Annotated in this window: 17 protein-coding genes; 9 read left to right on the forward strand and 8 right to left on the reverse strand. The window is 72.6% G+C overall.

The window, feature by feature from the left end:
* Window positions 1-196: 196 nt before the first annotated feature.
* Window positions 197-3547, forward strand: coding sequence for an AfsR/SARP family transcriptional regulator (locus tag ACIA73_RS02410; RefSeq protein WP_399436359.1), 3351 nt, complete (start codon window positions 197-199; stop codon window positions 3545-3547).
* A gap of 68 nt (window positions 3548-3615) precedes the next feature.
* Entirely contained in the window at window positions 3616-4698 is a 1083-nt protein-coding gene (locus ACIA73_RS02415) for a YihY/virulence factor BrkB family protein (protein ID WP_399436360.1), read from the forward strand.
* A gap of 78 nt (window positions 4699-4776) precedes the next feature.
* On the opposite strand, the gene ACIA73_RS02420 is transcribed toward ACIA73_RS02415, so the two are convergent.
* The 5 genes from ACIA73_RS02420 to ACIA73_RS02440 are packed head-to-tail and all read right to left on the reverse strand — an operon-like array spanning window position 4777 to window position 12639.
* Entirely contained in the window at window positions 4777-6147 is a 1371-nt protein-coding gene (locus tag ACIA73_RS02420) for a nitrate/nitrite transporter (protein ID WP_399436361.1), read from the reverse strand.
* A gap of 12 nt (window positions 6148-6159) precedes the next feature.
* A complete protein-coding gene (gene nirD / locus ACIA73_RS02425) occupies window positions 6160-6627 on the reverse strand; it encodes a nitrite reductase small subunit NirD (protein WP_399436362.1) in 468 nt (155 codons plus the stop codon).
* Window positions 6624-9176 carry a nitrite reductase large subunit NirB gene (nirB, locus tag ACIA73_RS02430; RefSeq protein ID WP_399436748.1) on the reverse strand — a complete coding sequence of 851 codons (2553 nt, stop codon included), beginning with the start codon at window positions 9174-9176 and terminating at the stop codon, window positions 6624-6626. The genes nirD and nirB overlap by 4 nt, the downstream gene beginning before the upstream one ends.
* Window positions 9177-9235: 59 nt before the next feature.
* Entirely contained in the window at window positions 9236-10483 is a 1248-nt protein-coding gene (locus tag ACIA73_RS02435; RefSeq protein ID WP_399436363.1) for an NAD(P)/FAD-dependent oxidoreductase, read from the reverse strand.
* The gene (locus ACIA73_RS02440; protein ID WP_399436364.1) at window positions 10480-12639 is read right to left on the reverse strand and encodes a molybdopterin oxidoreductase family protein; all 2160 of its coding nucleotides are present in this window, start codon (window positions 12637-12639) and stop codon (window positions 10480-10482) included. The genes ACIA73_RS02435 and ACIA73_RS02440 overlap by 4 nt, the downstream gene beginning before the upstream one ends.
* A gap of 192 nt (window positions 12640-12831) precedes the next feature.
* On the opposite strand from ACIA73_RS02440, the gene ACIA73_RS02445 reads away from it, so the two are divergent.
* The 4 genes from ACIA73_RS02445 to ACIA73_RS02460 all read left to right on the forward strand — a co-directional run bounded on the left by ACIA73_RS02445 (window position 12832) and on the right by ACIA73_RS02460 (window position 17626).
* Entirely contained in the window at window positions 12832-13992 is a 1161-nt protein-coding gene (locus tag ACIA73_RS02445) for a uroporphyrinogen-III synthase (protein WP_399436365.1), read from the forward strand.
* Window positions 13989-14762: a sirohydrochlorin chelatase gene (locus ACIA73_RS02450; protein WP_399436366.1), complete on the forward strand. Its 774-nt coding sequence runs from the start codon at window positions 13989-13991 to the stop codon at window positions 14760-14762. Before ACIA73_RS02445 ends, ACIA73_RS02450 begins: the two co-directional genes overlap by 4 nt.
* Window positions 14763-14833: 71 nt before the next feature.
* Entirely contained in the window at window positions 14834-15415 is a 582-nt protein-coding gene (locus ACIA73_RS02455; RefSeq protein ID WP_399436367.1) for a dihydrofolate reductase family protein, read from the forward strand.
* 237 nt (window positions 15416-15652) lie between these two features.
* On the forward strand, window positions 15653-17626 hold the full coding sequence (locus ACIA73_RS02460; RefSeq protein WP_399436368.1) for an ATP-binding cassette domain-containing protein: 1974 nt from the start codon (window positions 15653-15655) through the stop codon (window positions 17624-17626).
* Between the two features lie 63 nt (window positions 17627-17689).
* On the opposite strand, the gene ACIA73_RS02465 is transcribed toward ACIA73_RS02460, so the two are convergent.
* A complete protein-coding gene (locus tag ACIA73_RS02465; protein ID WP_399436369.1) occupies window positions 17690-18817 on the reverse strand; it encodes a PP2C family protein-serine/threonine phosphatase in 1128 nt (375 codons plus the stop codon).
* A gap of 199 nt (window positions 18818-19016) precedes the next feature.
* Between ACIA73_RS02465 and ACIA73_RS02470 the strand changes: the two genes are divergently transcribed.
* Complete coding sequence (locus ACIA73_RS02470) at window positions 19017-19661, forward strand: GNAT family N-acetyltransferase (RefSeq protein ID WP_399436370.1); 645 nt, start codon at window positions 19017-19019, stop codon at window positions 19659-19661.
* 91 nt (window positions 19662-19752) lie between these two features.
* On the opposite strand, the gene ACIA73_RS02475 is transcribed toward ACIA73_RS02470, so the two are convergent.
* Together ACIA73_RS02475 and ACIA73_RS02480 are read right to left on the reverse strand one after the other, a co-directional pair.
* Window positions 19753-21363, reverse strand: coding sequence for a hypothetical protein (locus ACIA73_RS02475; RefSeq protein WP_399436371.1), 1611 nt, complete (start codon window positions 21361-21363; stop codon window positions 19753-19755).
* A complete protein-coding gene (locus tag ACIA73_RS02480) occupies window positions 21360-21998 on the reverse strand; it encodes an ATP-binding cassette domain-containing protein (protein ID WP_399436372.1) in 639 nt (212 codons plus the stop codon). Before ACIA73_RS02480 ends, ACIA73_RS02475 begins: the two co-directional genes overlap by 4 nt.
* Before the next feature lie 396 nt (window positions 21999-22394).
* On the opposite strand from ACIA73_RS02480, the gene ACIA73_RS02485 reads away from it, so the two are divergent.
* Window positions 22395-22475 (forward strand): tryptorubin family RiPP precursor, encoded by an 81-nt coding sequence (locus ACIA73_RS02485; RefSeq protein WP_399436749.1) that lies wholly within the window; start codon window positions 22395-22397, stop codon window positions 22473-22475.
* 138 nt (window positions 22476-22613) lie between these two features.
* The gene (locus tag ACIA73_RS02490) at window positions 22614-23714 is read left to right on the forward strand and encodes a cytochrome P450 (RefSeq protein ID WP_399436373.1); all 1101 of its coding nucleotides are present in this window, start codon (window positions 22614-22616) and stop codon (window positions 23712-23714) included.
* Window positions 23715-23716 lie beyond the last annotated feature (2 nt).

Genomic DNA, 23716 nt, shown 5'->3' on the forward strand with positions numbered 1-23716 from the left:
TCCTTGGGCACGGGCCGGTTCCGTTACGTCCCCGGGCTCGGCCCGCTCGGACCCCCACCGTGCGCCGGCCCACTCCCGGTCCTCTCCCGGTCCTCTCCCGGTGTCCTCCCGCTCTCCTCCCGGTGTCCCGGTGCCCTCTCGGTCATCCGAAGGTCCCTCTCCCTGCACCGCCCGCCCCTTGGGTTAGCCTGAGCGCATGCGTTGGGGGGTGCTGGGCACGCTGGGCGTGTGGACGAGCGACGGGGCGGAGGTCCGCGTTCCGGAGTCGAAGGTCCGCACCCTGCTGGCATGTCTGCTGGCGCACCACAGGCAGCCGGTCTCGGGCGACCGGCTCGTCGAGGAGATCTGGGGCGCGAAACCCCCGGCCAACCCCCGGGCTGCGCTCCAGACGAAGGTGTGGCAGCTGCGGCGGGCGCTGGAGGACGCCGAGCCCGGCGGAGGGTCCCTGGTGATCTCGCGCGCGCCCGGCTACGAGCTGCGGACCGGCAGCGACGCGGTGGACGCCGATCGCTTCCAGGAACTGCTCGCCCGTGCACGGACGGTGGCCGAACCCCGTTCCAGGGCAGCCCTGTTGTCGGACGCACTGGCCCTCTGGCGCGGTCCCGCCTTCGCCGGCTTCACGGACGCCGAGTTCGCGCGCACCCCGGCGGCCCGACTCGACGAGCAGCGGCTGACCGCACTGGAGGAGCTGGCCGGCGCCCGCCTGGAACTGGGCGAACACGCTTTGGTGGCCGATGAGTTGACCGACCTGGTGGGTCTGCACCCGTTGCGGGAGCGGCTGCGCGCCGTACAGATACGGTCGCTCTACCGGGCCGGCCGCCAGGACGAGGCACTGCGCAGCTACGCGGAGCTGCGCGCCCGCCTCGCCGAGGAGCTGGGGGTGGACCCGAGCCCCGAACTGGCCGCCCTGCACCGGTCGATCCTCACCCAGGACCCCGCGCTGGCCGCCCCTCCGCCGCCCGCCACCTCCGCGGCCCGCCCTCCCGGCAACGTACCGGCCCCGCTGACCGAGCTGATCGGCCGAGGCGCGGCGATCAGCGAACTGCGCGCACTCCTCGCCCCCTCCCACGCCCCCGCCCCCGCCCCCCGCACTGCCTCCCACGCCCCCGCCCCCCGCACTGCCTCCCGCCTGGTGACACTCACCGGCCCCGGTGGCGTCGGCAAGACACAACTCGCCCTGGCGGCCGCCGGACGGCTCACCGCCGCCTTCCCCGGTGGCATCCACCTGGCCGAGTTCTCCGCTCTGGACCCGGCGTTCGCCGCCCCCGGGGCCGGGGGTACGTCCGCGGTGAACGAGGTGGTCGGCGCGGCGCTCGGGCTGCGGGACGACACCTCGTACCCCGGGAACGAGCCGCCCTCGTCCGCCGCGCGGATGGCGCACGCCCTGGGTGACCGGCCGACGCTGCTGATCCTCGACAACTGCGAACATGTCGTTCAGCCCGTCGCGGAGCTGGCCGCGCAACTCCTCAAGGAGGCCCCGGCCCTGAGCGTCCTGGCCACCAGCCAGGTGCCGCTCGCCCTCACCGGCGAACACCTTCAGGAGGTGCCGCCGCTGCCCCTGCCCGACTCGGTCGCCGCGCTGAGTACGGCGGAGGCGAGCCGCTTCGGCGCGATCGAACTGTTCGTGGCGCGGGCCACGGCCGGCGCACCGCGCTTCGTCCTCGACGGGAGCACCCTGGACGCGGTGGTGTCGGTCTGCCGTCGGCTGGACGGCATCCCGCTGGCTCTGGAGATGGCCGCGACCCGTGTACGGGCGCTGGGCGTACGGGAGTTGGCCGCCCGCCTCGACGACCGGTTCCACCTGCTGGCAGCGGGGGCGCGCGGCGCCCCGCTCCGTCAGCGCACCCTGCGCGCGGTGATCGACTGGAGCTGGGAGCTGCTCGGCGGCCAGGAGCGGGCCGCGCTGCGACGGCTGGCGGTGCACGCCGACGGCTGCACCCTCGCCGCGGCCGAGGAGCTCTGTGCCGGGGACGGCGTGGACCGCGGGGACGTACTCGACCTGCTGGCCCGCCTGGTGGACTCCTCGCTGCTCGTCATGACCGACGATGCGGCCTCCGCGCAGGGCCCCCGTTACCGGATGCTGGAGTCGGTGGCCGCGTACGCCGGGGAGCGGCTGACGGAATCCGGCGAGTCGACGGAGCTGCGACGCCGCCACCGCGCCCACTACACGGCGCTCGCCGAGCGGGCCGAGCCGCAGCTGAGGGGGCACGAGCAGCGCCGGTGGCTGCGCCGCCTCGACGAGGAGAGTGCGAATCTGCGCGCCGCCCTGGAGAGCGCTTGCCGGGCCGGGGACGCCGAGTGCGCGCTGCGGCTGGTGAACGCCATGGCCTGGTACTGGCATCTGCGGGGGCGCAACAGCGAAGCCAGGCGCTCCTTCACCCTGGCCCTGTCGGTCGGTGGCGACGCCTCCGCCGCACTGGTGGCCAGGGCGACGGGCTGGCTCGGCGGCTTCAAGCTGCTGCTCGGTGGCAGCGCGGACCCGGCCGGGGACTACCGCGCCGCGCTGCGGCCGTACGAGGAGGCCGACGACCCGTTGGGCAGGGCGCGGACCGAATGGTTCCTGGCGTCCAGCCTGTACGGCGTCGGAGATCCGGCGCCGAGCCTGCGGCTGATCGAGTCCGCGCTGGTGACGTTCCGCATCCTCGGTGACCGGTGGGACACGGCAGCGGCGCTCTCCAGCCGGCTGTTCCACGCGAAGGTGCGCGGCGACTTCGACGCGTTGCGGCGCCAGGGCGAGCACAGTGGTCCGGAGGTCCTGAGGACGTTTCGCGAACTGGGCGACGGCTGGGGCCAGTTGAGGACCATGGTGCCGTTGCAGGTGCTGGCGGAGGTGACCGGCGACTACGAACGGGCCGGCCGGCTGCACCGCGAGGCACTGCGGATCGCCGAGGACCTGGAACTGTGGCCCGAGGTGTCCTTCCAGCTCTCGGGCCTGGGCCGGATCGCGCTGCTCACCCGGGACTTTCCCCGGGCCCGCGACTTCCACGAGCGGGCCCGACGCCTGTCGGTCGCGCAGTCGGACAAGTTCGGGGAGCAGTACGCCGAGGTCGGGCTCGGGATGGGCGCACGCCGTACGGGCGACCTCGACGCGGCCGAGGCCCATCTGCGCAACGTCCTCCTCGTGCACCGGGAGATGGGGTACCGGCCGCAGGAACCTCCGTTGATCCTGGCGGAACTCGGTTTCGTCGCCGAGCTGCGGGGCGATGCGGCAGCCGCCCTGACACTCCAGCTCGACGGCCTGTCCGCGGTGCGTGACCACGGTGGCCTGCCACTGGCGCTGGCGCTGGAGGGCGTGGCCGGCGCGCAGGCTCTGGCCGGTGGGGCCGACCGGTCCGAGCACGCGGCGCGGCTGCTCGGCGCCGCTTCGACGCTCCGGCGGTCGGCCGGCGTACCGCTGCCGGAGGGCGAGCAGGAAGACGTCGCCCGGATCGCGTCACGGGCCCGCGCCACCCTGGGCGACGACCGGTTCGGCACCGCGTACGAGCAGGGCGCGGCGACCGGCGTACCCGCCCTCCTCGACGGCCAGCCCCTGACCGGCATCGCCTGACCCGGAGCGTGCGGCACCGCCCGAGAGACGCCCCGGGTCGCTTCCCGCTTCGGGGGTACCCGCCTGCCATGACAGCCAGTGGAAACGATGACCCCGAGCGGACCGGACCGGAGCGGACCGCTGCGGACCACTCCTTTCCGGACCACTCCGCGCCGGATGGTGTGGATCGTCCCGCCCCGGATGATCCGGACGGGCCTGCTCCGCAGGGGCCCACCGACTTGCCCGCCCGTTCCTGGTGGGCCGTACTGCGGCGGACCGGGAAGGAGTTCCTGGACGACGAGCTGGCGGACCGGGCCGCCTCGCTGACGTACTACGGGGTGCTCTCGGTGTTTCCGGCGATGCTGGTGCTGGTCTCGCTGCTGGGGGTCATCGGGGAGTCGGCGACCAAAACCGTGCTGGACAACGTCCAGTCGCTCGCGCCCGGTGCCGTCAAGGACATCCTCACGCAGGCGGTGCAGCAGCTCCAGGGCAGTGGTGGCACCAGCGGGGTCATCGCGATCGTGGGTCTGGTGGCGGCGGTCTGGTCGGCGTCCGGGTACGTGGGGGCGTTCATACGGACCTCGAACGCGATCTACGACATGCCCGAGGGCCGTCCGGTCTGGAAGGTGACGCCGCTGCGGATAGGGCTCACCGTGCTGCTGATGGTGCTGCTGGCGGCCAGTGCGCTCATCGTGGTCTTCACCGGGTCGGTGGCGGAGTGGGCCGGTGAGGCGATCGGGCTCGGGTCGCAGGCGGTGACCGTGTGGGCGATCGCGAAGTGGCCGGTGCTGTTGCTGCTGGTGGTGGCGATGATCGCGCTGCTGTTCTGGTCGGCGCCCAATGTGCGCGGGCGCGGCTTCCGCTGGGTGAGTCCGGGCAGTGTGCTGGCCGTACTGCTGTGGCTGGCGGCGTCGGGTGGCTTCGCGCTCTATGTCGCCAACTTCGGCTCGTACAACAAGACGTACGGCGCGCTGGCCGGCGCGATCATCTTCCTGGTCTGGCTGTGGCTGTCGAACCTGGCGGTGCTGCTGGGGCTGGAATTCGATGCGGAGCTGGCCCGGCAGCGGGCGATCAGCGGTGGCCTGCCGGCGGAGCAGGAGCCGTACGTGGAACCGCGTGACACCCGCAAGTGGCCCGCGAAACTGCGCAGGGCCAGGAAGCGGAACGCCTGAGACGCACGGGCGGACGGGCGAGTGAGTGGGCGAGTGAGTGGGGTGCGGTACGTCGGCGTACCGCACCCCACTCGGCTGTCACACCTGGCGCCGCCGCAGATACACGCCCCAGGTGACCACCAGGCACAGCACGTAGTACGCGAGGAAGGCGAGGTACGCCGCGTCGCCGGTGCCCTCCGTGAGGAAGGACTGGCGGAAGGCGATGTTCACCAGCACCCCGCCCAGCGCACCGATCGCTCCCGCGATCCCGATCACAGCGCTCGCCCGGCGCCGGGAGCGGTTCTCCGCCTCGACCGGGTCCGCACCCGCCGACATCTCCTGGGCCGCCTTGTTGTGGAAGATGCCGGGAATCATCTTGTACGTCGAGCCGTTGCCGACGCCGCTGAAGACGAAGAGGGCCACGAACCCGGTCAGGAAGAGCGGCAGCGAGCCGGACTTCGAGGCGAGGAAGACCAGCAGCGCGCCGGCGGCCATCGCCACGAAGTTCCAGAAGGTGACCCGGGCGCCGCCCCAGCGGTCGGCCATCGCCCCGCCGACGGGACGGATGAGCGAGCCCAGGAGAGGCCCGAGGAAGGTGAGGTACGCGGCGCTGACGGGCGTCGGGAAGTCGCCCTTGAACTGGACCAGCAGGACTTGTCCGAAGGCGAAGCCGAAACCGATGAACGAGCCGAAGGTGCCGATGTAGAGGAGCGACATCACCCAGGTGTGGCGTTCGCGGCAGGCTTCGCGCAGGGCGCCCCGGTCGTTGCGGAGGGTGGGGAGGTTGTCCATCCGCAAGGCGGCGGCGACTGCCGCGAGCACGATCAGCGGGACGTAGATCAGCGGCACCAGGCGGGGGTGCGCGGCGCCCGCGGTGGCCAGCACCAGCAGGCCGAGGAGCTGGACGGCGGGGACTCCGAGGTTGCCGCCGCCCGCGTTGATGCCGAGCGCGCGGCCCTTGAGGTGCTGGGGGTAGAAGGCGTTGATGTTGGCCATCGAGGAGGCGAAGTTGCCGCCGCCGATACCGGCGACCCCGGCCACGACCAGGAGCGTCGTGTAGGAAACGCCCGGTTCGAGGACATACGCCGTGAGCAGGGCCGGCAGGAGGAGGGCGAGGGCGCTGATGACGGTCCAGTTGCGCCCGCCGAAGACCGCCACGGCGAAGGTGTACGGGAGCCGGAGTGCGGCGCCGAGCAGGGTCGGCACGGCGGTCAGCACGAACTTGCCGGCCGGGTCGATGCCGTACTCGGGTCCGAGGAAGAGCACCAGGACCGACCAGAGGCTCCAGACGGAGAAGCCGATGTGTTCGGAGAACACCGAGAAGACGAGATTGCGGCGGGCGGTCCTCTCGCCGGTGGCGGCCCAGAAGGCGGGGTCCTCGGGCCGCCATTCCTCGATGGCCGGGCGGCGCCCTGACCTGGTCCCTGGCGCGGGGGGCGGGGCTTGGGGGGAGCGGACGCTGGTGGTCATGGCCGGGGCCGCCTAACTGGCTCGGGAGGAAACGGCGTGCGTACGAACGGGCCAGACCGGCAACGCTGCCGGGGAGCCGTCAGGGGCCTCCTCCTCGTCGAGGCAGACACCCGTGCGCAGGTCGAAGGCCTGCTTGTACATCGGGGAGAGGACCACGGGCGTCCCGTCGCGGCTCCCGAGCAGCCCGCGCGAGAGGACGTGCGCGCCGCTGAAGGGGTCCCGGTTGCCGACCGCGTGGACGGTGCCGGAGCGGTCCCGGTAGAGGGCGATCTGGTGGTCGCCGACCAGTGCGGCGACGCCTCGGCCGGGGACGAGGGAGTCGTAGCGGCAGACGGGGGTCCAGCCGTCGCCGGTGTCCACCTCGACGAGCAGGGCGTCCGTGGTGGGTTCCGGCGGGCTGGTGGGTTCCGGCCGGGCGGTCGGTGCCGGCGGGCCGGTCGGTTCCGGCAGGGTGGCGGCTTCCGTCAGGGTGGTGCTCATGCCAGGCTCCTTACTTCCAGGGTCGGGCCCGCGACCAGTGCGGCGGCGACGGGTTCCGCCGGGCGGATCTGGTCGCGCTCCGGTACGAAGCGGATGGTGGGGTCCGGGGTGCCGGGGGCGTTCACGAAGGAGACGAAGCGGGCGAGCCGGTCCGGGTTTTCGAGGGTGGCGGCCCATTCGTCCTCGTACGAGGTGATGTGACTGGCCATCAGTTCGTCCAGCTCCTCGCAGATGCCGAGGGAGTCGTCGACGACGACCGCGCGCAGGTGGTCGAGTCCGCCCTCCATGCGCTCGATCCAGGGGGCCGTCCGCTCCAGCCGGTCGGCGGTGCGGACGTAGAACATCAGGAAGCGGTCGATGGTGCGCAGCAGGGTTTCCCGGTCGGCGTCGACCAGCAGCAGGTCCGCGTGGCGCGGGGTCATGCCGCCGTTGCCGCCGACGTACAGGTTCCAGCCCGCCGAGGTGGCGATGACACCGAAGTCCTTGCTCTGGGCCTCCGCGCACTCGCGGGCGCAGCCGCTGACCGCCGACTTGAGCTTGTGGGGGGCGCGCAGGCCCCGGTAGCGGAGTTCCAGCTCGATGGCGAGGGCGACGGAGTCCTGGACGCCGTAGCGGCACCAGGTCTGCCCGACACAGGACTTGACGGTGCGGAGGGATTTTCCGTACGCGTGGCCCGACTCGAAGCCCGCGTCGACCAACCGCCGCCAGATGGAGGGGAGTTGATCGACGGACGCGCCGAACATGTCGATCCGCTGACCACCGGTGATCTTCGTGTACAGCCCGAAGTCGCGGGCGATCTCGCCGATGGTGATGAGTCCGTCCGGGGTGACCTCGCCGCCGGGGATGCGCGGGACGACCGAGTAGGAGCCGTTGCGCTGGAGGTTGGCGAGGAAGTGGTCGTTGGTGTCCTGGAGGGCGGACTGTTCGCCGTCCAGGATGTGACCGGAGACGGCGTCGCCGAGGGCGGGGCTGAGTGAGGCGAGGACGGAGCCGACGACCGGCTTGCAGATCTCGCAGCCCTCGCTCGCGGACTGTCCCGGCTGCCCGTGTTCGGCGATCAGCCGGTCGAAGGTGGTGATGCGCCTGACCCGGACGATCTCGTAGATCTCGGCCCGGCTGTGGGAGAAGTGCTCGCACAGCCCGGTCGACAACTCCACTCCTTGCGCGGTGAGTTCGTCCGCCACCAGGGTGCCGAGCAGCTTCACGCAGGAGCCGCAGCCGGTGCCCGCGCGGGTGCACTTCTTCACGGCCGGTACATCCTCGCAGCCGCTCTCCGCGACGGCCGCGCGGATCGCACCCTTGGTGACGTTGTGGCAGGAGCAGACCACCGCCTCGTCGGGGAGGGCGATCGGCCCGGGCGCCGCACCGATCGAGGAGGGCAGCACCAGCTGCTCGGGCGGCGCGGTGAGTGGGGCGCCGCCCAGGGCGAGCGGGCGCAGCAGGTCGTACGACTCGGTGTCGCCGACCAGCACTCCGCCGAGGAGCGCCCCGTCGGTGCCGATGACCAGCTTCTTGTAGACGCCCTCGCGGCTGTTGGCGTAGAGCACTTCGAGGGAGCCCTCGGTGGTGCCCTGCGCGTCACCGAAGCTGGCGACGTCCACACCGAGGAGCTTGAGCTTGGTGGAGAGGTCGGCGCCGGTGAACTCGCCCTCCCCCGCGGTGATCTGCCCGGCCACCGCCTCCGCCATCGCATAGCCCGGCGCCACCAGCCCGTACACCCGGCCGTCGGCCGCGAGCGCGCACTCACCGATCGCCCAGACCGCCGGATCCTCGGTCCGGCAGCCGGCGTCGACGATGATGCCGCCACGCCCGCCGACGGGCAGCCCGCAGTCACGGGCGAGCTGGTCCCGGGGGCGTACGCCCGCCGAGAAGACCACCAGGTCGGTGTCGAGGGTCGCCCCGTTGGACAGCACCATCCCGCGCACCGCACCGTCGGCGCCGGTCTCCACGGTCTGGGTGCCCGCGCCGGTGTGCACGGTGACGCCCAACTCCTGGATCTTGTCCCGGAGTACGGCGCCGCCCCCCTCGTCCACCTGAAGGGCCATCAGCCGCGGTGCGAACTCCACCACATGTGTGTCCAGACCCATCGCCCGCAGCGCGCCCGCCGCCTCAAGACCGAGCAGTCCACCGCCGACGACCGCGCCGACACGGGCGTGGCCGGCGGCAGCACGGATCGCCTCCAGGTCCTCGATGGTGCGGTAGACGAAGCAGTTGTGGGCATCGTGGCCGGGGACCGGAGGCACGAAGGGGTACGAGCCGGTGGCCAGTACCAGCGCGTCGTACCCGAAGACCTCACCGGAGCGGGCGGTGACGGTCCTGGCGGCACGGTCGATCACCTCGGCGGGGTCGCCGAGCCGCAGGTCGATGCCGTACTTCTCGCCGAAACCGTCTTCCCACAGGGAGAGTTCATCGGCCGTGGTGCCCGAGAACCACGAGGTGAGGTGCACCCGGTCGTACGCGGGGCGCGGCTCCTCGGCGAGGACGGTGACCTGCCAGGCGGAGGTCCCGTCGCGCTCGGCGAACGCTTCCAGGAAGCGCTGGCCGACCATCCCGTGGCCGACGAGCACCAGGTGGCGGCGGGTCGTCGTCTCTGTCTCCGTGGAGTCCTTCACAGGACAGCTCCTTCGGCTTCGAGGGGTGTGAGGAGGTCGAGGGGGCTCGACGGCAGTGGCTCGCCCCTCTCGTAGGTGCGGGTGAGTTCGCCCACGGCGGCGAGATCGCCGACGAGGATCGCGCCGACGAGTCGGTCGCCGCGCATCACGAGCTTCTTGTACGAGCCATAGGCACCCCGGGTCCCGTCGGCGAGGCGCAGTGCGTCCCCGTCGGTGTCCCCGACGTCGCCGAACGCGGCGATCTCCAGGGCTCCGGCGGTGAGGCGGGCGACACCCCGCACTCCGGTGTAGATGGCGTCCGGGCCGGCTCCCGACAGGCGGGCGGCCAGTACGTCGGCCTGCGCCCACGCCGGTCCGGTCAGCCCGTGGACGGCGCCCCGGTGTTCGGTGCAGTCGCCGATGGCGTACACACCGGGGGCGGAGGTGGCGAGCGTGTCGTCGATGACGATGCCGCGCCGGACCTCGATGCCGGCGGCGCGGGCCAGACCGGTGCGGGGACGGACTCCGCAGGCCAGGACGACGAGGTCGCAGTCGAGGACGTGCCCGCCTGCGAGGGCGACACCGGTGACGGCGGTGTCGCCGCGCAGCGCGCGGGCCCGGTTGCCGGTGTAGACGGCGGCGCCCATGCCTTCGAGGGCGCGGCGGACGGTGGCGCCGGCTTCGTCATCCAGGTGGCGTTCCATCAGGTGGGGTGCCTGGTGGACGACTTCGACCGGGATGCCGAGCGCGGCAAGTGCGCGGGCGGCACTGACGCCGAGTACCCCGCCGCCGATGACGACGGCCCGCTTGGCGTCCCGGGCGGCCTCGGCGAGGCGTACGCAGTCCGCGAGGGAGCGGAAGGCGTGGACGCCGTCCTTGAGTTCGCGGCCGGAGTCCGGTCCGGCGAGAGTGCTGTGCAGGTGCCGGATCGGGGGGAGGACCGGGTTGGCGCCGGTGGCCAGGACGAGTACGTCGTAGGTGACGAGGTCCCCGGTGTCGGTGCGCAGGGTGCGGGCCGCCGTGTCGACGGCGACGACCTCCGTTCCGGTACGGACGACCGCGCCGCCGGTGGGCAGGGCGAGGGCGTCCGGGGTGTAGCGGCCGTCGAGGACTCCGGCGAGGAGGGCGCGGTTGTAGGGGGCGTACGACTCGTGGCCGTACAGGGTGACCTCCATCGCACCGGGCGCGGCCTGGGCCATTGCCTGGCGGGCGAGGCGGGCCGCGGCCATGCCCGCGCCGACCACTGCTGTCCGTACCGGCGTCATGCCTTTTCCACCTTCACTGCGCACGTCTTGAACTCCGGCATCCGGGAGGTGGGGTCGAGGGCGGGGTTGGTGAGGGAGTTCGCCCGCCCCTCGCCCGCCCAGTGGAACGGCATGAACACGGTGTCCGGGCGGATGTGGCCGGTCACCCGGGCGGGTGCGGTGGCCCGCCCCCGCCTGCTGGTCACCGCGACCAACTCCCCTTCCAGTACGCCCAGTCGGGCCGCAAGCCGGGGGTGCAGCTCGACGAACGGGCCCGGGGCCGCACTGTTCAGCTCGGGTGTGCGGCGGGTCTGGGCGCCGCTCTGGTACTGGGCGAGGACGCGGCCGGTGGTGAGGTGGAGGGGGTAGTCGGCGTCCGGTTCCTCGGCGGCCGGCCGGTGCGACACGTCCGCGAAGCGGGCACGGCCGTCGGGGGTGGCGAACCGGTCGAGGAAGAGGCGGGGGGTGCCGGGGTGGGGTGCGGCCTTGGCCGGGGCCTTGTCCGAAGCCTTGGCCGCCGGGCTGCCCGTGAGCGTCGCGGCCTCCTCGGGGCACGGCCAGAAAACACCGTCCTGCGCACCGATCCGCTCGTAGCTGATCCCCGAGTAGTCGGCCTGGCCGCCCGCCGACGCCTCCCGCAGCTCCGCGAAGACTTCCTCCGCCTCGTACGGGAAGCCCTTCTCGCAGCCGAGGCGGGCCGCGAGTTCATGGAGCATGCGCAGGTCGGTGCGGACCTGACCGGGGGGACGTACCGCCGCCCGGCGCAGCAGGACCCGGCCCTCCAGGTTGGTCATGGTGCCGGTCTCCTCCGCCCACTGGGCCGACGGGAGGACGACGTCGGCGAGTGCGGCGGTCTCGGAGAGGACCACATCGCAGACGACGAGGGTGTCGAGGGCCCGGATGCGTTCGGTGACGTGGCGGGCATGGGGTGCGGAGACGACCGGGTTGGAGCCCATCAGGAGCAGGGCGCGCACACCGCCGTCCGTGCCCAGCGCGTCGAGCAGCTCGTAGGCGGAGATGCCGGGACCCGGCAGATCGTCCGGGTCGATCCCCCAGACGCCCGCCACATGCGCACGCGCCGCCGGGTCCGTGATCGACCGGTAGCCGGGCAACTGGTCGGCCTTCTGCCCGTGTTCGCGCCCGCCCTGCCCGTTGCCCTGCCCGGTGAGGCACCCGTACCCGGACAGTTCGCGCCCCGCCCGCCCCGTCGCCAGGCACAGATTGATCCACGCCCCGACCGTGTCGACGCCCTTGCTCTGCTGCTCGGGACCGCGTGCGGTCAGCACCATGCCGGTCCCGGCGGCCACGAACAGCTCGACCGCGCGCCGGAGTTGAGCCACCGGCACCCCGGTGATCCCCTCCACCCGCTCCGGCCAGTGCGCCATCGCCGCCGCCCTGGCCTCCTCGTAACCGCTCGTACGGGAGGCGACGAAGGCCTCGTCGACGTGGCCGCCCGCGATCACCAGGTGCAGCAGTCCCAGCGCGAGCGCGAGGTCCGTGCCGGGCACCGGCGCCAGGTGCAGATCGGCGAGTTCGGCGGTCCGGGTCCGCCGCGGGTCGACGACGATGAGCCTGCCGCCGCCCTCCCGCATCTCCCGCAGGTAGCGGACGGCGGGCGGCATGGTGTCGGCGAGGTTGCTGCCGACGAGGATCACGCAACCGGTGCGGGCCACGTCCGCCAGCGGGAACGGGAGCCCCCGGTCGAGGCCGAAGGCGGCCTTGTGGGCGGCGGCGGCCGAGGACATGCAGAAGCGGCCGTTGTAGTCGATGCTGGCCGTACGCAATGCGACGCGGGCGAACTTGCCGAGCAGATACGCCTTCTCGTTGGTCAGCCCACCGCCGCCGAACACCCCGACCGCGTCCCGCCCGTACCGGCTGCCCGTCGTACGGAAGGCCGCCGCGACCCGGTCCAGCGCCTCGTCCCAGCCGGCCTCGCGCAGCGGGCCGCCCTTCTCGTCACGTACCAGCGGAACCGTCAGCCGCACCCCCGGCGCCAGCACGGCGGCGGCGCTGTGGCCCTTGCCGCACAAGGCCCCCCGGTTGACCGGGAATTCGGGCCGCTCGACGATCTCCACCGGCTGGGCGGCCGAGCCGGTGGCGCGCAGCCGCATGCCGCACTGCAGTGAGCAGTACGGGCAGTGGGTGTCGACGGGGGCCGCCGGGAGCGTCGTGTTCATGGGCCCCACCGTGCCCGCGCGCCGTTACGCGCCCACGTCCCGTGCGTTGCGCCGAAGGTACGTATCGCTCACTTCCCACAGGTCAGCGTGCGAGGCTCAGGACACACGCCCGTATTGCAAGATCGCCCTACTCTCACTCCCGCGAGACGCGTCCGTAACGGCGGCTTAACAACCCTGGGCCAGTGTCGGCGCATGACAGCAGCGATGCCCGCCACCCCCGTACCTCCGGAGGGCTCACTGGTCGGACTGACGGTGGGCGTGACCGCCGACCGCCGCCGGGACGAGCTCGAAGCCCTGCTCCGCCGCCGAGGCGCGCGGATCATTTCCGCGCCCGCCCTCAGGATTGTCCCGCTCGACGACGACACCGAGGTGCGCGAGGCGACCGAGCGATGCCTGTCCGCGCCGCTCGACTACGTGATCGCGACCACCGGTGTCGGCTGGCGCGGCTGGATCAGCGCGGCCGAGGGCTGGGGCACGGGCACCCGGCTCATCGACGCGTGCCGCACCGCGACCGTCCTCAGCCGCGGTCCCAAGGCGACGGGCGCGATCCGGGCCTCCGGACTGCGGGAGAGTTACGCCCCGGCCTCCGAAGCCGTCGACGAGATGCTGGTCTGGCTGCTCGAACAGGATCTGGCGGGCCGGCGGATCGCCGTCCAGGAACACGGCGCGGCACTCCCGGAGTTCACGGCCGCTCTGCGCGAGCGCGGCGCGGAGGTGGTGGAGGTACCGGTCTACCGCTGGGGCCCGGCCGCCGACCCGGAGGCGGTGGTACGGCTGGTCGACGCGACGGTACGGGGCGAGGTCCACGCACTCCCCTTCACCAGCGCCCCCGCCATCGAGGCGTTCCTCGGTGCGGCGGAATCGGTGGGCCGCCGCGAGGAACTCCTCACCGCCCTGCGCACCCATGTCCTGGCCGTCTGCATAGGCCCCGTCTGCGCCCGCCCGCTGCTCGCCGCCGACGTCCCCTGCGTCTGGCCCGAACGCGGCCGCCTCGGCTCCCTGGTCCGCACCCTCGACCAGCAGCTCCCCGGGCTGCACCGCCGCCAACTCCCTTACGAGGGCGCCTGGTTGACCGTTCAGGGCGCCGCAGTCTCCGGCCCCTTCGGCACCGTCCACCTCACCCCCCTGCCCGCCGCCATCCTGCGCGCGCTGGCCGACCGCCCCGGCAACGTCCTGAGCCGCGCCGAACTCCTGCGCAAGGCCTGGACCCCGGACCCCGAAACCCCCCGGCCCACCGACGAGCACACGGTGGAGGCCGCCGTCGCCCGCCTCCGCTCGGCCCTCGGCCCGTACGCCTCGCTGATCCGCACGGTCACCAAGCGCGGCTACCGCCTGGCGGTGGACCCCCGGTGACCCCGCCCGCTCCCCCGCTCCTCGCCGTCGCCCACGGCACCCGCGACCCCTCCGGCACCGCCACCACCGAGGCGCTCCTCAACCTGGTCCGGGAACTGCGCCCGGAACTGCGGGTCCTGCTGGGTTACGTCGACGTGGCGCACCCCGGCCTCGGCGACGTCCTCGCCGGCCTCTCCGGCGACCTCGTCCTGGTACCCCTGCTGCTCGGCACCGGATTCCACATCCGCGTCGACATCCCCGCAGCCCTCGCCGAAGCCCCGCAGGTCAACGCCCGGGTCGCCGCCGCGCTCGGCCCCGACCCCCTCCTCGCCCACGCCCTCGCCGACCGCCTGGCCCAGGCCCGGACCCCTGCCTCGGGCCCGGTCGTCCTCGCCTCCGCCGGCTCCTCCGACCCCCGCTCCCAGCAGGACACCGCCACCATGGCCACCCTGCTCACCCGCCACCTCGGCCGCCCCACCGTCCCCTCCTACCTGTGCGGCGGCTCCCCCACCCCGGCCGAGGCGGTGGCCGCCCTGCGCGCCGAGGGCCACCGGGACATCACCGTCTCCAGCTATCTGATGACCCCGGGCTTCTTCGCCCGCAAGGCGGCGGCAGCGGCAGCCCCGGGCCCCCTGCCGGGGACCGAAGGGACTGAAGGACCGGAATCCCAAGTAAGCGTAAAATCCGCTGCCTCGGCACCTCTCGGGGCCCACGAGGCGGTGGCCCGCCTGATATTGGCGCGGTACGACGCGGCCCGTACCGGAGCCGACCGCTCACCCGTCCTGCGGTAACCACCACCACGCACCCGACCCGCCTCACTATGCTTCCTCCCCCGGGCCCCCAGACCCCTCGGAGAAGCCGCATGACTGACGCGAACACCGGCACGGGCGCCGGCGCCGGAGACGAGTACGGCACCGGCAGAGTGGTCGTGAACCGGGTGATGTCGCTGGACGGCTTCATCGCCGGTCCCGGCCATGCAATGGACTGGTTCGGCACGTACCTGACCGCGGACACGTTCCCGGAGGTCATGACGGCCACCGGCGCCATGCTCGTGGGCCGGGGCACCTACGACGTCGCCCAGGGCATGGCCACCGAGGGCACCCCCTACGACGGGGGCGCACAGTTCGTCCTCACCCACCGGCCTCCCGAGCAGCCCGACCCCCACGTCACCTTCCTCACCTGCGACATCGAGGAAGCCGTCGCCATCGCCCGCGGCGCCGCGGGCGGCAGGAACCTGGAGATCCTCGGCGCCGACCTGGCCGCCCAGTGCCTGCGGCGCGGGCTCGTCGACGAGATCCTCGTGTACGTCGTGCCGGTACTGCTCGGCGACGGCGTCCGCTTCTCGCCCCCCGGCGGCCTCGGCCGGATCGATCTGGAACCCTGCGGCACCACCCGCTCGGGCGCGGTCACGATGCTCCGCTTCCGCGTGCGGAAGGCGGCCTGAGAGCCTGTGTACGACGCGGGCGCGGACAGCGCGCCCTGGAACGCCTGGACCTGCGCTGGAACGGCCTCTCGCGCACCCTGCCACCGGTGGTCGGGAACGGCGGGGGTGCGTGGTGTGGACGTGACGACGCACGGGCGACCGCTCCCGGAGCAGCACTTCCCGCACCACCCCGTGCGCCGTTGACGGCACCCGCTCCGCCGCCGGACCCTCGAATGATTCCGACCTCGGGTGGTGGGCGTGAGCGTGAGCAGCGAGTCCTTGCGGCGGCGGGTCGTCCGCAGGCTCTTCGGGCGGGTGCGGCTCGCCGAGCCAGTCGTATCGGCCAGTGAGCGGGAGTTGTTCGGCGGACCGTTGCGGTACGACACCGGGTGGTCCCAACACGACAGCGCCTGGCTGGAGTTGTCGATGTTCGGGGCGGTGCGGGTGATGCCCCGGCTGGTGGGGGCCACCCTGCGCCGGGCGTGGCGGGCGGACCGGGCAGCGCTGATCGCGGTGGGGCTGTGCGAGGTCGGGCAGGGGGTGGCGGCGGCCGTCGGGCTGCTGGCGGTGAATGCCGTGATGCACGCGCTGCTGGGGGCCGCGGCGCCGGTGGACCGGCTGGCCGAGGCGTTGCCGGCGCTGCTGGTGGGGGCGGGTGCGGCGGTGGTGGGGGCGCTGCTGGCGTGCGGGTCGACGTCACGGGCGGGACGGATCGAGCCGATGGTGGAGCGGCTGGCGACCACCGACTATCTGGCGGCGGCGTCGGCGGTGGAGCTGGAGGCCATCGAGGATCCGGAGTTCCGGCGGCTGATCGACGTGGCGCAGTACGGGGCCGCGTCCGCGCGCCGCATGATCGGGGCCTGCGTCGCGGCGCTGAACGGGACCCTCTCGCTCATCGCCGCCGGGAGCGTCCTGACCGTCCTGCATCCCGCCCTCCTCCCGATGCTGATCCTGATCGCGGCGCCGCGCGGCTGGGGTGCGATGCGGGTGGCGCGGGAGCGGTACGTCTCCGTGATGAGCTGGCTGGAGCACGTACGGGCGACCCGGGTGCTGGGCAATCTGCTCACCTCGCGGTCGGCCGCCCAGGAAGTCCGGATCCACGCCGTCGGCCCGTACCTCCTCTCCTGCTACGAGGACATGGCGCACAGCGCGGAGGCCGAGCAGAAGCGCCTGGCCAACGGAAAGGCGCTCACCGAGCTGGTCGCGGCCGCCATGTCCGGGCTGGTCCTGGTGGGCACGTACGGGATGCTCGGCTGGCTCATCGTGGCCGGGCACATGGAGCTGGCCGTCGCGGGCACGGCCGTGGTCGCGGTCCGCTCGGGCGCCGCGAACCTGGGGGTGCTGGTCATGAACGTGAACCAGTTGCACGAGGAGAGCCTGTACGTCCAGGACCACGAGAGGTTCCTGGCGGAGGCGGCTCGGCGGGCCATCCCGCCCGGGGGCGACGCACCTGCCCGGCAGGTGGGTTCGGTGGTGCTGGAGAAGGTGACGTACCGCTACCCGGACCGCGACGAACCCGCCCTGGACAGTGTCTCGTTGACCCTCCCGATGGGTTCGGTGACGGCGGTGGTCGGCGAGAACGGGTCGGGCAAGAGCACCCTGATGAAGGTGGTCGCGGGCCTGCTGCTGCCGCAGAGCGGGACGGTGCGGTGGGGCACCCGGGAGATGACCGTCCTGGACCGGTCGTCGGTCTTCTCCCGAGTGGCGCTGCTCACCCAGGACTTCGAGCGGTGGCCGGTCACCGCCGGGATGAACATCCGCATCGGGCGGCCCCAGTCACCGTCGACCGAGGAGGAGTTGATGACCTCGGTCGAGTACGCGGAGGCCTCCGGGGTGATCGGGAAGCTGCCGCTCGGGCTCGGCACGCTGCTGGCCAGGATGTTCCACGGTGCGTCCGAGATATCCGGCGGGGAGTGGCAGAAGATCGGGCTGGCGCGCACTCACCGGCGTACCTCCACCTGCCCCTGGGACAACATCCTCATCGTCGACGAACCCACCTCCGCCCTCGACCCCGAGGCCGAGATCGCCGCCTTCGACCGCATCCGGCGCCTGGCCGGACCGCACCGGGCGGTCGTCCTGGTCACCCACCGCATGTCCGGGGTCCGGCACGCCGACACCATCCACGTACTCAACCGGGGCCGCCTGGTCGAACACGGCACCCACGCCGAGCTGCTGGCGGCGGAGGGTCGGTACGCGGCGATGTTCCGGACGCAGGCGGCGCAGTACGGGTAGGCCCCGCACGTGGTGGTACGAGGAGTCTTCCTCCGGGCCCGGTAGCGGTACGGTCAGCTCCCGCTACCCGGCTGTCTCCTCGTCCGTCTGCTCGTCCGCCCGCGCCAGCACCAACGCCGCCGCGTCGTCCGACAGCCGGCCTCCGGTGTGGCGGGCGAGGCCGATCAGGACGGCGCGCTTGACGTCGGTCGGGCAGGCGCCGAGGCCCTGGGCGTGCAGGGCCCGGCCGGGGTCGTAGAACGCCCCGCGGGCATCGCGGGCCTCGGTCACGCCGTCGGTGACGGTGAGCAGGGAGGTGCCGGGCGGGAGGGTGTGGGAGACGGTGCCGAGCGGTTCGGTGAGCAGGTGGTCGAAGAGGCCGAGGAGGGCGCCGGGCGGGAGGGGCAGCTCGCGTGCCCCGTCCGCGTCGACCAGCCAGGGCAGTATGTGGCCGCAGTTGACGAACCGGAGCCGCCCGCCGGGGTGTGCCTCGACGATCAGCGCGGTCGCGAACCGGTGGTCACCGGTGGCCATCTGCCGGCGGGTGAGCGAGCGGTCCATCCACCGGGCGACCGCCGCCGGATCCTCCTCCCGCTCGGCGGCCTCCCGGAACGCCCCGAGCAGCGTCACCGTGGCGTCCACCGCCGCGAGGCCCTTCCCCGATACGTCGCCGAGCACGATGCGCAGCCCGAACGGGGTCTCCAGCGCTTCGTAGAAGTCACCGCCGACGCGGGCGTCGTGCTCGGCCGCCTGGTAGAAACCGGACACCCGGTAGCCGCCGATCTGCGGCGGTATCGGCCGCAGCAGCGCCCGCTGCACTCCGCCCGCCTGCGACCGCATGTGCTGGATGCGCGCCTCACCGCGCCGACGCCCCACCGAGCCGATGGCACTGGCGACGGTGACTCCCACAATGCCGATGGCAGTGGTGAGGGGGCCGATGCCGACCCAGGTCGGCGGGTCCAGCCAGAGGAACCCCAGCTGGGTCACCCAGGCGAGCGCCCCGGAGGCGACCACGACGGGCCAGCCGTAGGCGATGGCCACCAGCGGTGGGACGACCGCGAGCACTGGGCTGAAACGCACCTCGTGGCTGCTCAGGATCTCGGCGAGGATCAGCAGCGCCCACACCAGCCAGGGCAGGGCCAACGGCAGCCTGGCCGCACCGGGAACCTCTCCCGGCTCGGCGAAGAGCGGACTGGAAAAGCGGGAAGGCATGTCAACCAGCCTTTAGGACACGGGCCGAATGGTCGGGCTTCCCATGTTCGCCCCCGCCCCGCCCCCGGGGCACGGGCCTTTCGGCCTTGCGGGAGCGGGACGTTGGCCCCGTCTTCACCGCGGCTTTCGCCCCTCCCTTCCTGCTCGTCGCGCAAAATCATTGGCGCCGGGGTCCGGACTCCGGATAGGAAATGACTCCATGACCGCCCTCCCCTCCGCCCCCACTCCCGCCGCCTCTGCCCCGGCGCCCGCCCCCGCGCCGCAGGACTTCGTGCGCACCACCCTCGACCTCGGCGACGCCAGGTTGCGCCCGTGGAGCCGGGCGGACATCGGCTCCCCCACGGTGGACGCCCTGATCGCCGCGTCCACCGACGAGGCGATAGCCCTCTGGAACCCGCTCCCGACAGCCGACCGGGACGCCGCCACGAAGTGGCTGGAGGCCCGCGACGACGCCTGGGGCAAGGGCACGCTCGCCACCTTCGCCCTGGCCGAGAGCACCCGTCCCGACACCCTGCTCGGCGCCCTCACCGTCCGCTGGACGGACCGCGCGGACGGTCTCGGAATGATCGGCTACTGGCTGGTCCCCGCCGCCCGCGGCCGGGGCCTCGCCACCCGGGCGACCCGCGTCGCAGCCGACTGGGCCTTCCGCACCGCGGGCGTCCGCCGCCTGGAACTGGCCCACGCCGTGGAGAACGAAGCCTCCTGCCGGGTCGCCGAACGCTGCGGCTTCCCCGCCGAGGGCGTACTGCGCGCCTCGTACCGCTTCGGCGACGGCGAGTACCACGACGAGCACCTGCACGCGCGGCTGTGGTCGGACCGGGAACAGGTGACGACGGACCGGTAGCGACGGACCGGTAGCGACAATCGGTAGCGGCGGACCGGTAGCGACCGACGACCGGTAGCGACGGACCGTCGGCGGCCGACCGGTTCATGCTTCAGACTCTGCCTCCCAGCCGGGAGAACAGCCCCCGGTGCGCCCACCCCGCCCGGCGCAGGCCCCTCCACAGGAACCAGAGGGCCAGTCCCAGCGCGAGCGCGAACGCACCGAGGGCGTCCGGGAGGGCGCCCATCACGAGGATGCCGAGCACCACGGCCACAAGGCCGTCGAACTGCCAGGCCAGAAAGAGGAGTCCGGAGAGGTCACCGAGTGGTGTGATCACCGGGAGGAGCAGGGACAGCGGCAGGTTCAGTTTCATCTCGCGCAGGAATCTGGCGCCGAGCACCAGCACCAGCGCCCCCGCGACAAGCAGGAGGGTGCCCACCGGACCTCCGCCCGGCAGTGTCCCCTCGGTCAGGAGCACGAGGCCGACTCCCGGAACCATTGCGGCCGTTACGGCGACGACGGGCCAGAGCAGGGTGCGGGCGAGCATGCCGCCCCACCGTTCGCCGAGCAGCGGTGCCAGGGTCAACTCGTCGCGCAGGCCGCGCCACGTCTCACTCAGCCAGCCGGACCCCAGGTACACGCAGACCGCTCCGGCCACCCGGTACGACAGCGCGGGACCGGTTTGCGCTCCGGCCGCCCCGAACGTCAGGACACCGCCGCCGATCAGGAGGAGCAGTACGGCGGCGCTCGCGCGAGCGGGGGTGCGCAGCGCGCGGACGACGCCCTGGGAAAGGTGTCCGCGCAGGCGCCCGTCCGCACGCAGGAGAGCCGAGGTGAACCCGCGCGGCTCCGGCCGGTACAGGTCGAGCGCATGGTGCAGCGTGCCCGTCATGGCGTACGTCTGGGCCTGGGCGGCGCGTGCCGATTCACGCGCGAGCCTGGCGAGGTCGACCGTCCGGACCGAGCGGAAGGCCGACCGTCCGAGAACGGGGGCCGCGGTCAGCAGCACCCCGGCGAGCAGCCACAGGCCGACCCCGCTGCCCCCGCCGCCCGCCTCGCCTCCGCCGCCCGGGACGCTCCGGCCCAGCAGGGTCGCGGCGAGGCCCACGGCGAGCGCGGCGGCGGCCAGCGCGAGGTTGTCCCGTACCGGCCGGACCTGGCCCCACAGCCAGGCCACCGCCGTGACGGCGCTGAGCCCCAGCGCGAGGGCGAGACCCGCCGGTGCGGTGTCGAGGTGGTGGAACAGGTCGGTCGTGAGGTAGGCGGCGGTGCCCGTCGACAGCAGCGTGGCCGCGGCCACGTACATCAGCCGCCGCCGGACGGTCGCGCCCAGGTAGGACGTCGGGGGCAGGTCCGTGGACATGAAGACGTGCAGCACGAACGGCTGCATTACCAGCGGCCCCCAGAACCGTCCGGCGAGCTGTGCGCTCCAGCACGCCGCGATCACCAGCGCACACGCCACCGGCGTGGCCCTGGCGAGGGATCCCAGGGGGACCAGGGCCGGCGAGGTACTGGCGGCGTGGACGACGGGCACCAGGTAGAAAACGGTGAACAGGGCGACGAGGTAGGCGAGGTACGCGCGCCCCTGCACCGTGGCACGGTCGCCGCGACGGGCGTAGAGGTGACGTACGGCGCGCACCCGCGTCATCGCGTCGGTGCCGGCCGCCACCGGGCCGTCGGCCGCCACTGGACTGTCGGCCGCCACCGGGCTGTCCGCGGTCATCCCAGTTCCACCCGGCCGTCGCAGGCTTCCACCAGCACGTCCTCATGGGTGGCGACGAGGAAGGCGGTGCCCTGCCGCGCCCGTTCGGCGAGGAGGGCGGCCACCAGGTCGATGCGCCGGCTGTCGAGATGCCGTTCGGGTTCGTCGAGCAGTACGACGTCGGCCGGGCGCACCAACGTGAGTGCCAGGTTGAAGAGTTGGCCCTGTCCGGACGAGACCTGATGGGGGAACCGTTCGCCCAGCGAGGACAGTCCCAGCCGCTCGATGACCTGCTCCGCGCGTTCGGCACTCTCCTTGGTGTTGCCGTGCCAGGACGCGGCGACCAGGGTCACCTGTTCGCGCAGGGTCATGTCACGGGCGACCGGGATCGGCTCCACCAGCGAGGCCAGGATGCGCCGGTGCAGGGGCCTGGCCACGTCGGCGGGCTCGCCCCGCACCGAGCACGAACCACCTGTCAGGCGCCGACTGCCCAGGAAGGCACGCAGGAGGGTGGTCTTCCCCGAGCCGTTGCCGCCGGTGAGACACCAGAACTCGCCCGGCATCACGGCGAACGTCGTGGGGGCGAGCAGCGTGACCTCGCCCACGGCGACCGTCGCACCGTCTGCCGCAATAACAGGAACCTCGGTCCTTTTCACCTCAACCCCTCCCCCCTCAGCCCCTTCCACCACAACCCCTTCCCCCTCAGCCCCTTCCCCCTCACCCGCTTGGACACCGCAGCGTGACCGGTCATGGCGCCATGATCGCCCATCACCACTCGTGGCCGATCAGCTCAGCTCTGCTCCGCCGCAATCAGAGGCCACGTCAATAAACCTCGAATTCCTCCTCCCTATGAACGGGAATTCACCCGCACCCATCCCCATGAACAAGGAAAGAACTACCCAACCCCCTTGATCAACGATCACATTGATCCTATGTTCAGCAATCGCCAAGCGATTCACGGAACATTCGTGGAGTCAACAGCACACCGCCCTCACAAGGGGCACCCGTGTGCCCAATTACGCCCCGCACAAAGGGGAGACAGGGAGCAGAAAATGAAGGTTCTGTTTGCCATCCGCAATGCCATGACCTCGAAGAAGAGCCTCAAGGCCAGCTCTTGGTACATCTGGTACTAGGCCGCTTCCGGGCCCGCCCCCGACCGACGGCCGGGGGCGGGCCCGGGCACCTCTCAAGGTCCGGTTCCAAGGTCCGGATTCGCCAGCCGGCCCGCGCTCGCCGACCACAGCGCCGCGGCCCTCTCGGAGACCCCCACCATGACGCAGCCTTCGCTCCCGCAAGTCCCGCACTCTCCTCGCCCGTCCGGCGCGCACCCCGCCACCTCCCGAACCACCGTCCTCGCGCCGCGACTTGCCGCTCTGCTGCGGGACCACCGGGGCAAGGACGTGTTCCGGCTGGAGCCCGACACCATCGGTGTCGCCGGGCACGAGCTCGCCGACCGGATCCTGTCCGTGCGCAAAGCGACCGAGGTGGAGCGGCCCACCTTCAAGCCGTTGCAGGGGCGTTCGATCGCTCCGGCGGAGGCGGCTTCGGTGATGCGGACCGTCGGGCGCGACGTGCGCGAGGCATTGAAGAAACCCTTGCCGGAAAAGGTGGACCTTTCCGGCCCCTGGCCGATTACCGGACACATTTTTCTCCGGGATCTGATCCTGGGAACCGACCCCTATCGGTTGCGCATTCTCATGAGCCGAAATCTCGAATTGACGACCAAACTCACCTGGTCGGTGATAGCGGCGGGAGCGGCCTTCCCCCGCCCCTTCAAGGCGAACAGGGCCGACCCCGACGCCCAACTGACCTCCCTCGCCCGTCTGGTGACCGCCGCCACCGGCTACCACGACCGCCGTTACGCGATGGGCATGTACCGGCGGGCCGCCGCCCCGGTCTGCTTCACCGTCTCCACCCTGGTCGCCAACGCCCTGTGGCTGGGCTCCCCGTTCGACGCGTCCACCTCGAACCGCAACATCCTGTACGAGGCGATGCGCCTGCTGCCCCCCTCCTGGAACCTGCTGCGTAACGCCTCCCCCGAGTACCCCGGCCTCGATCCCCTCATCACCCCGGGCGACGACATCCTCGTACTCCCCCTGCTCTCCCACCGGGACCCCGCCCTGTGGGACGCCCCCGACGAGTTCCGCCCCGAACGCTGGGACACCCTCGACCCCGACACCGCCCCCGGATTCCTCGGCTTCGGTCACGGCTCAGAACGCTGCTGGGGCCGCCACGCGGTGATGCCCCTCGCCGAACTCCTCCTCGGCCTGCTGCGCCAGGACGGTCTGACGGTCGACCCGGGCCAGGAGTCCGCGAAGGTCCCCCTCGCGGGCCTGCTCGGCGTGGACGAGGTACGCGTCGTGCGCCAGTAGCC

Origin of the sequence: Streptomyces sp. NPDC051561 (genome assembly GCF_044454195.1) — a bacterium.
Classification (GTDB): Bacteria; Actinomycetota; Actinomycetes; order Streptomycetales; family Streptomycetaceae; genus Streptomyces.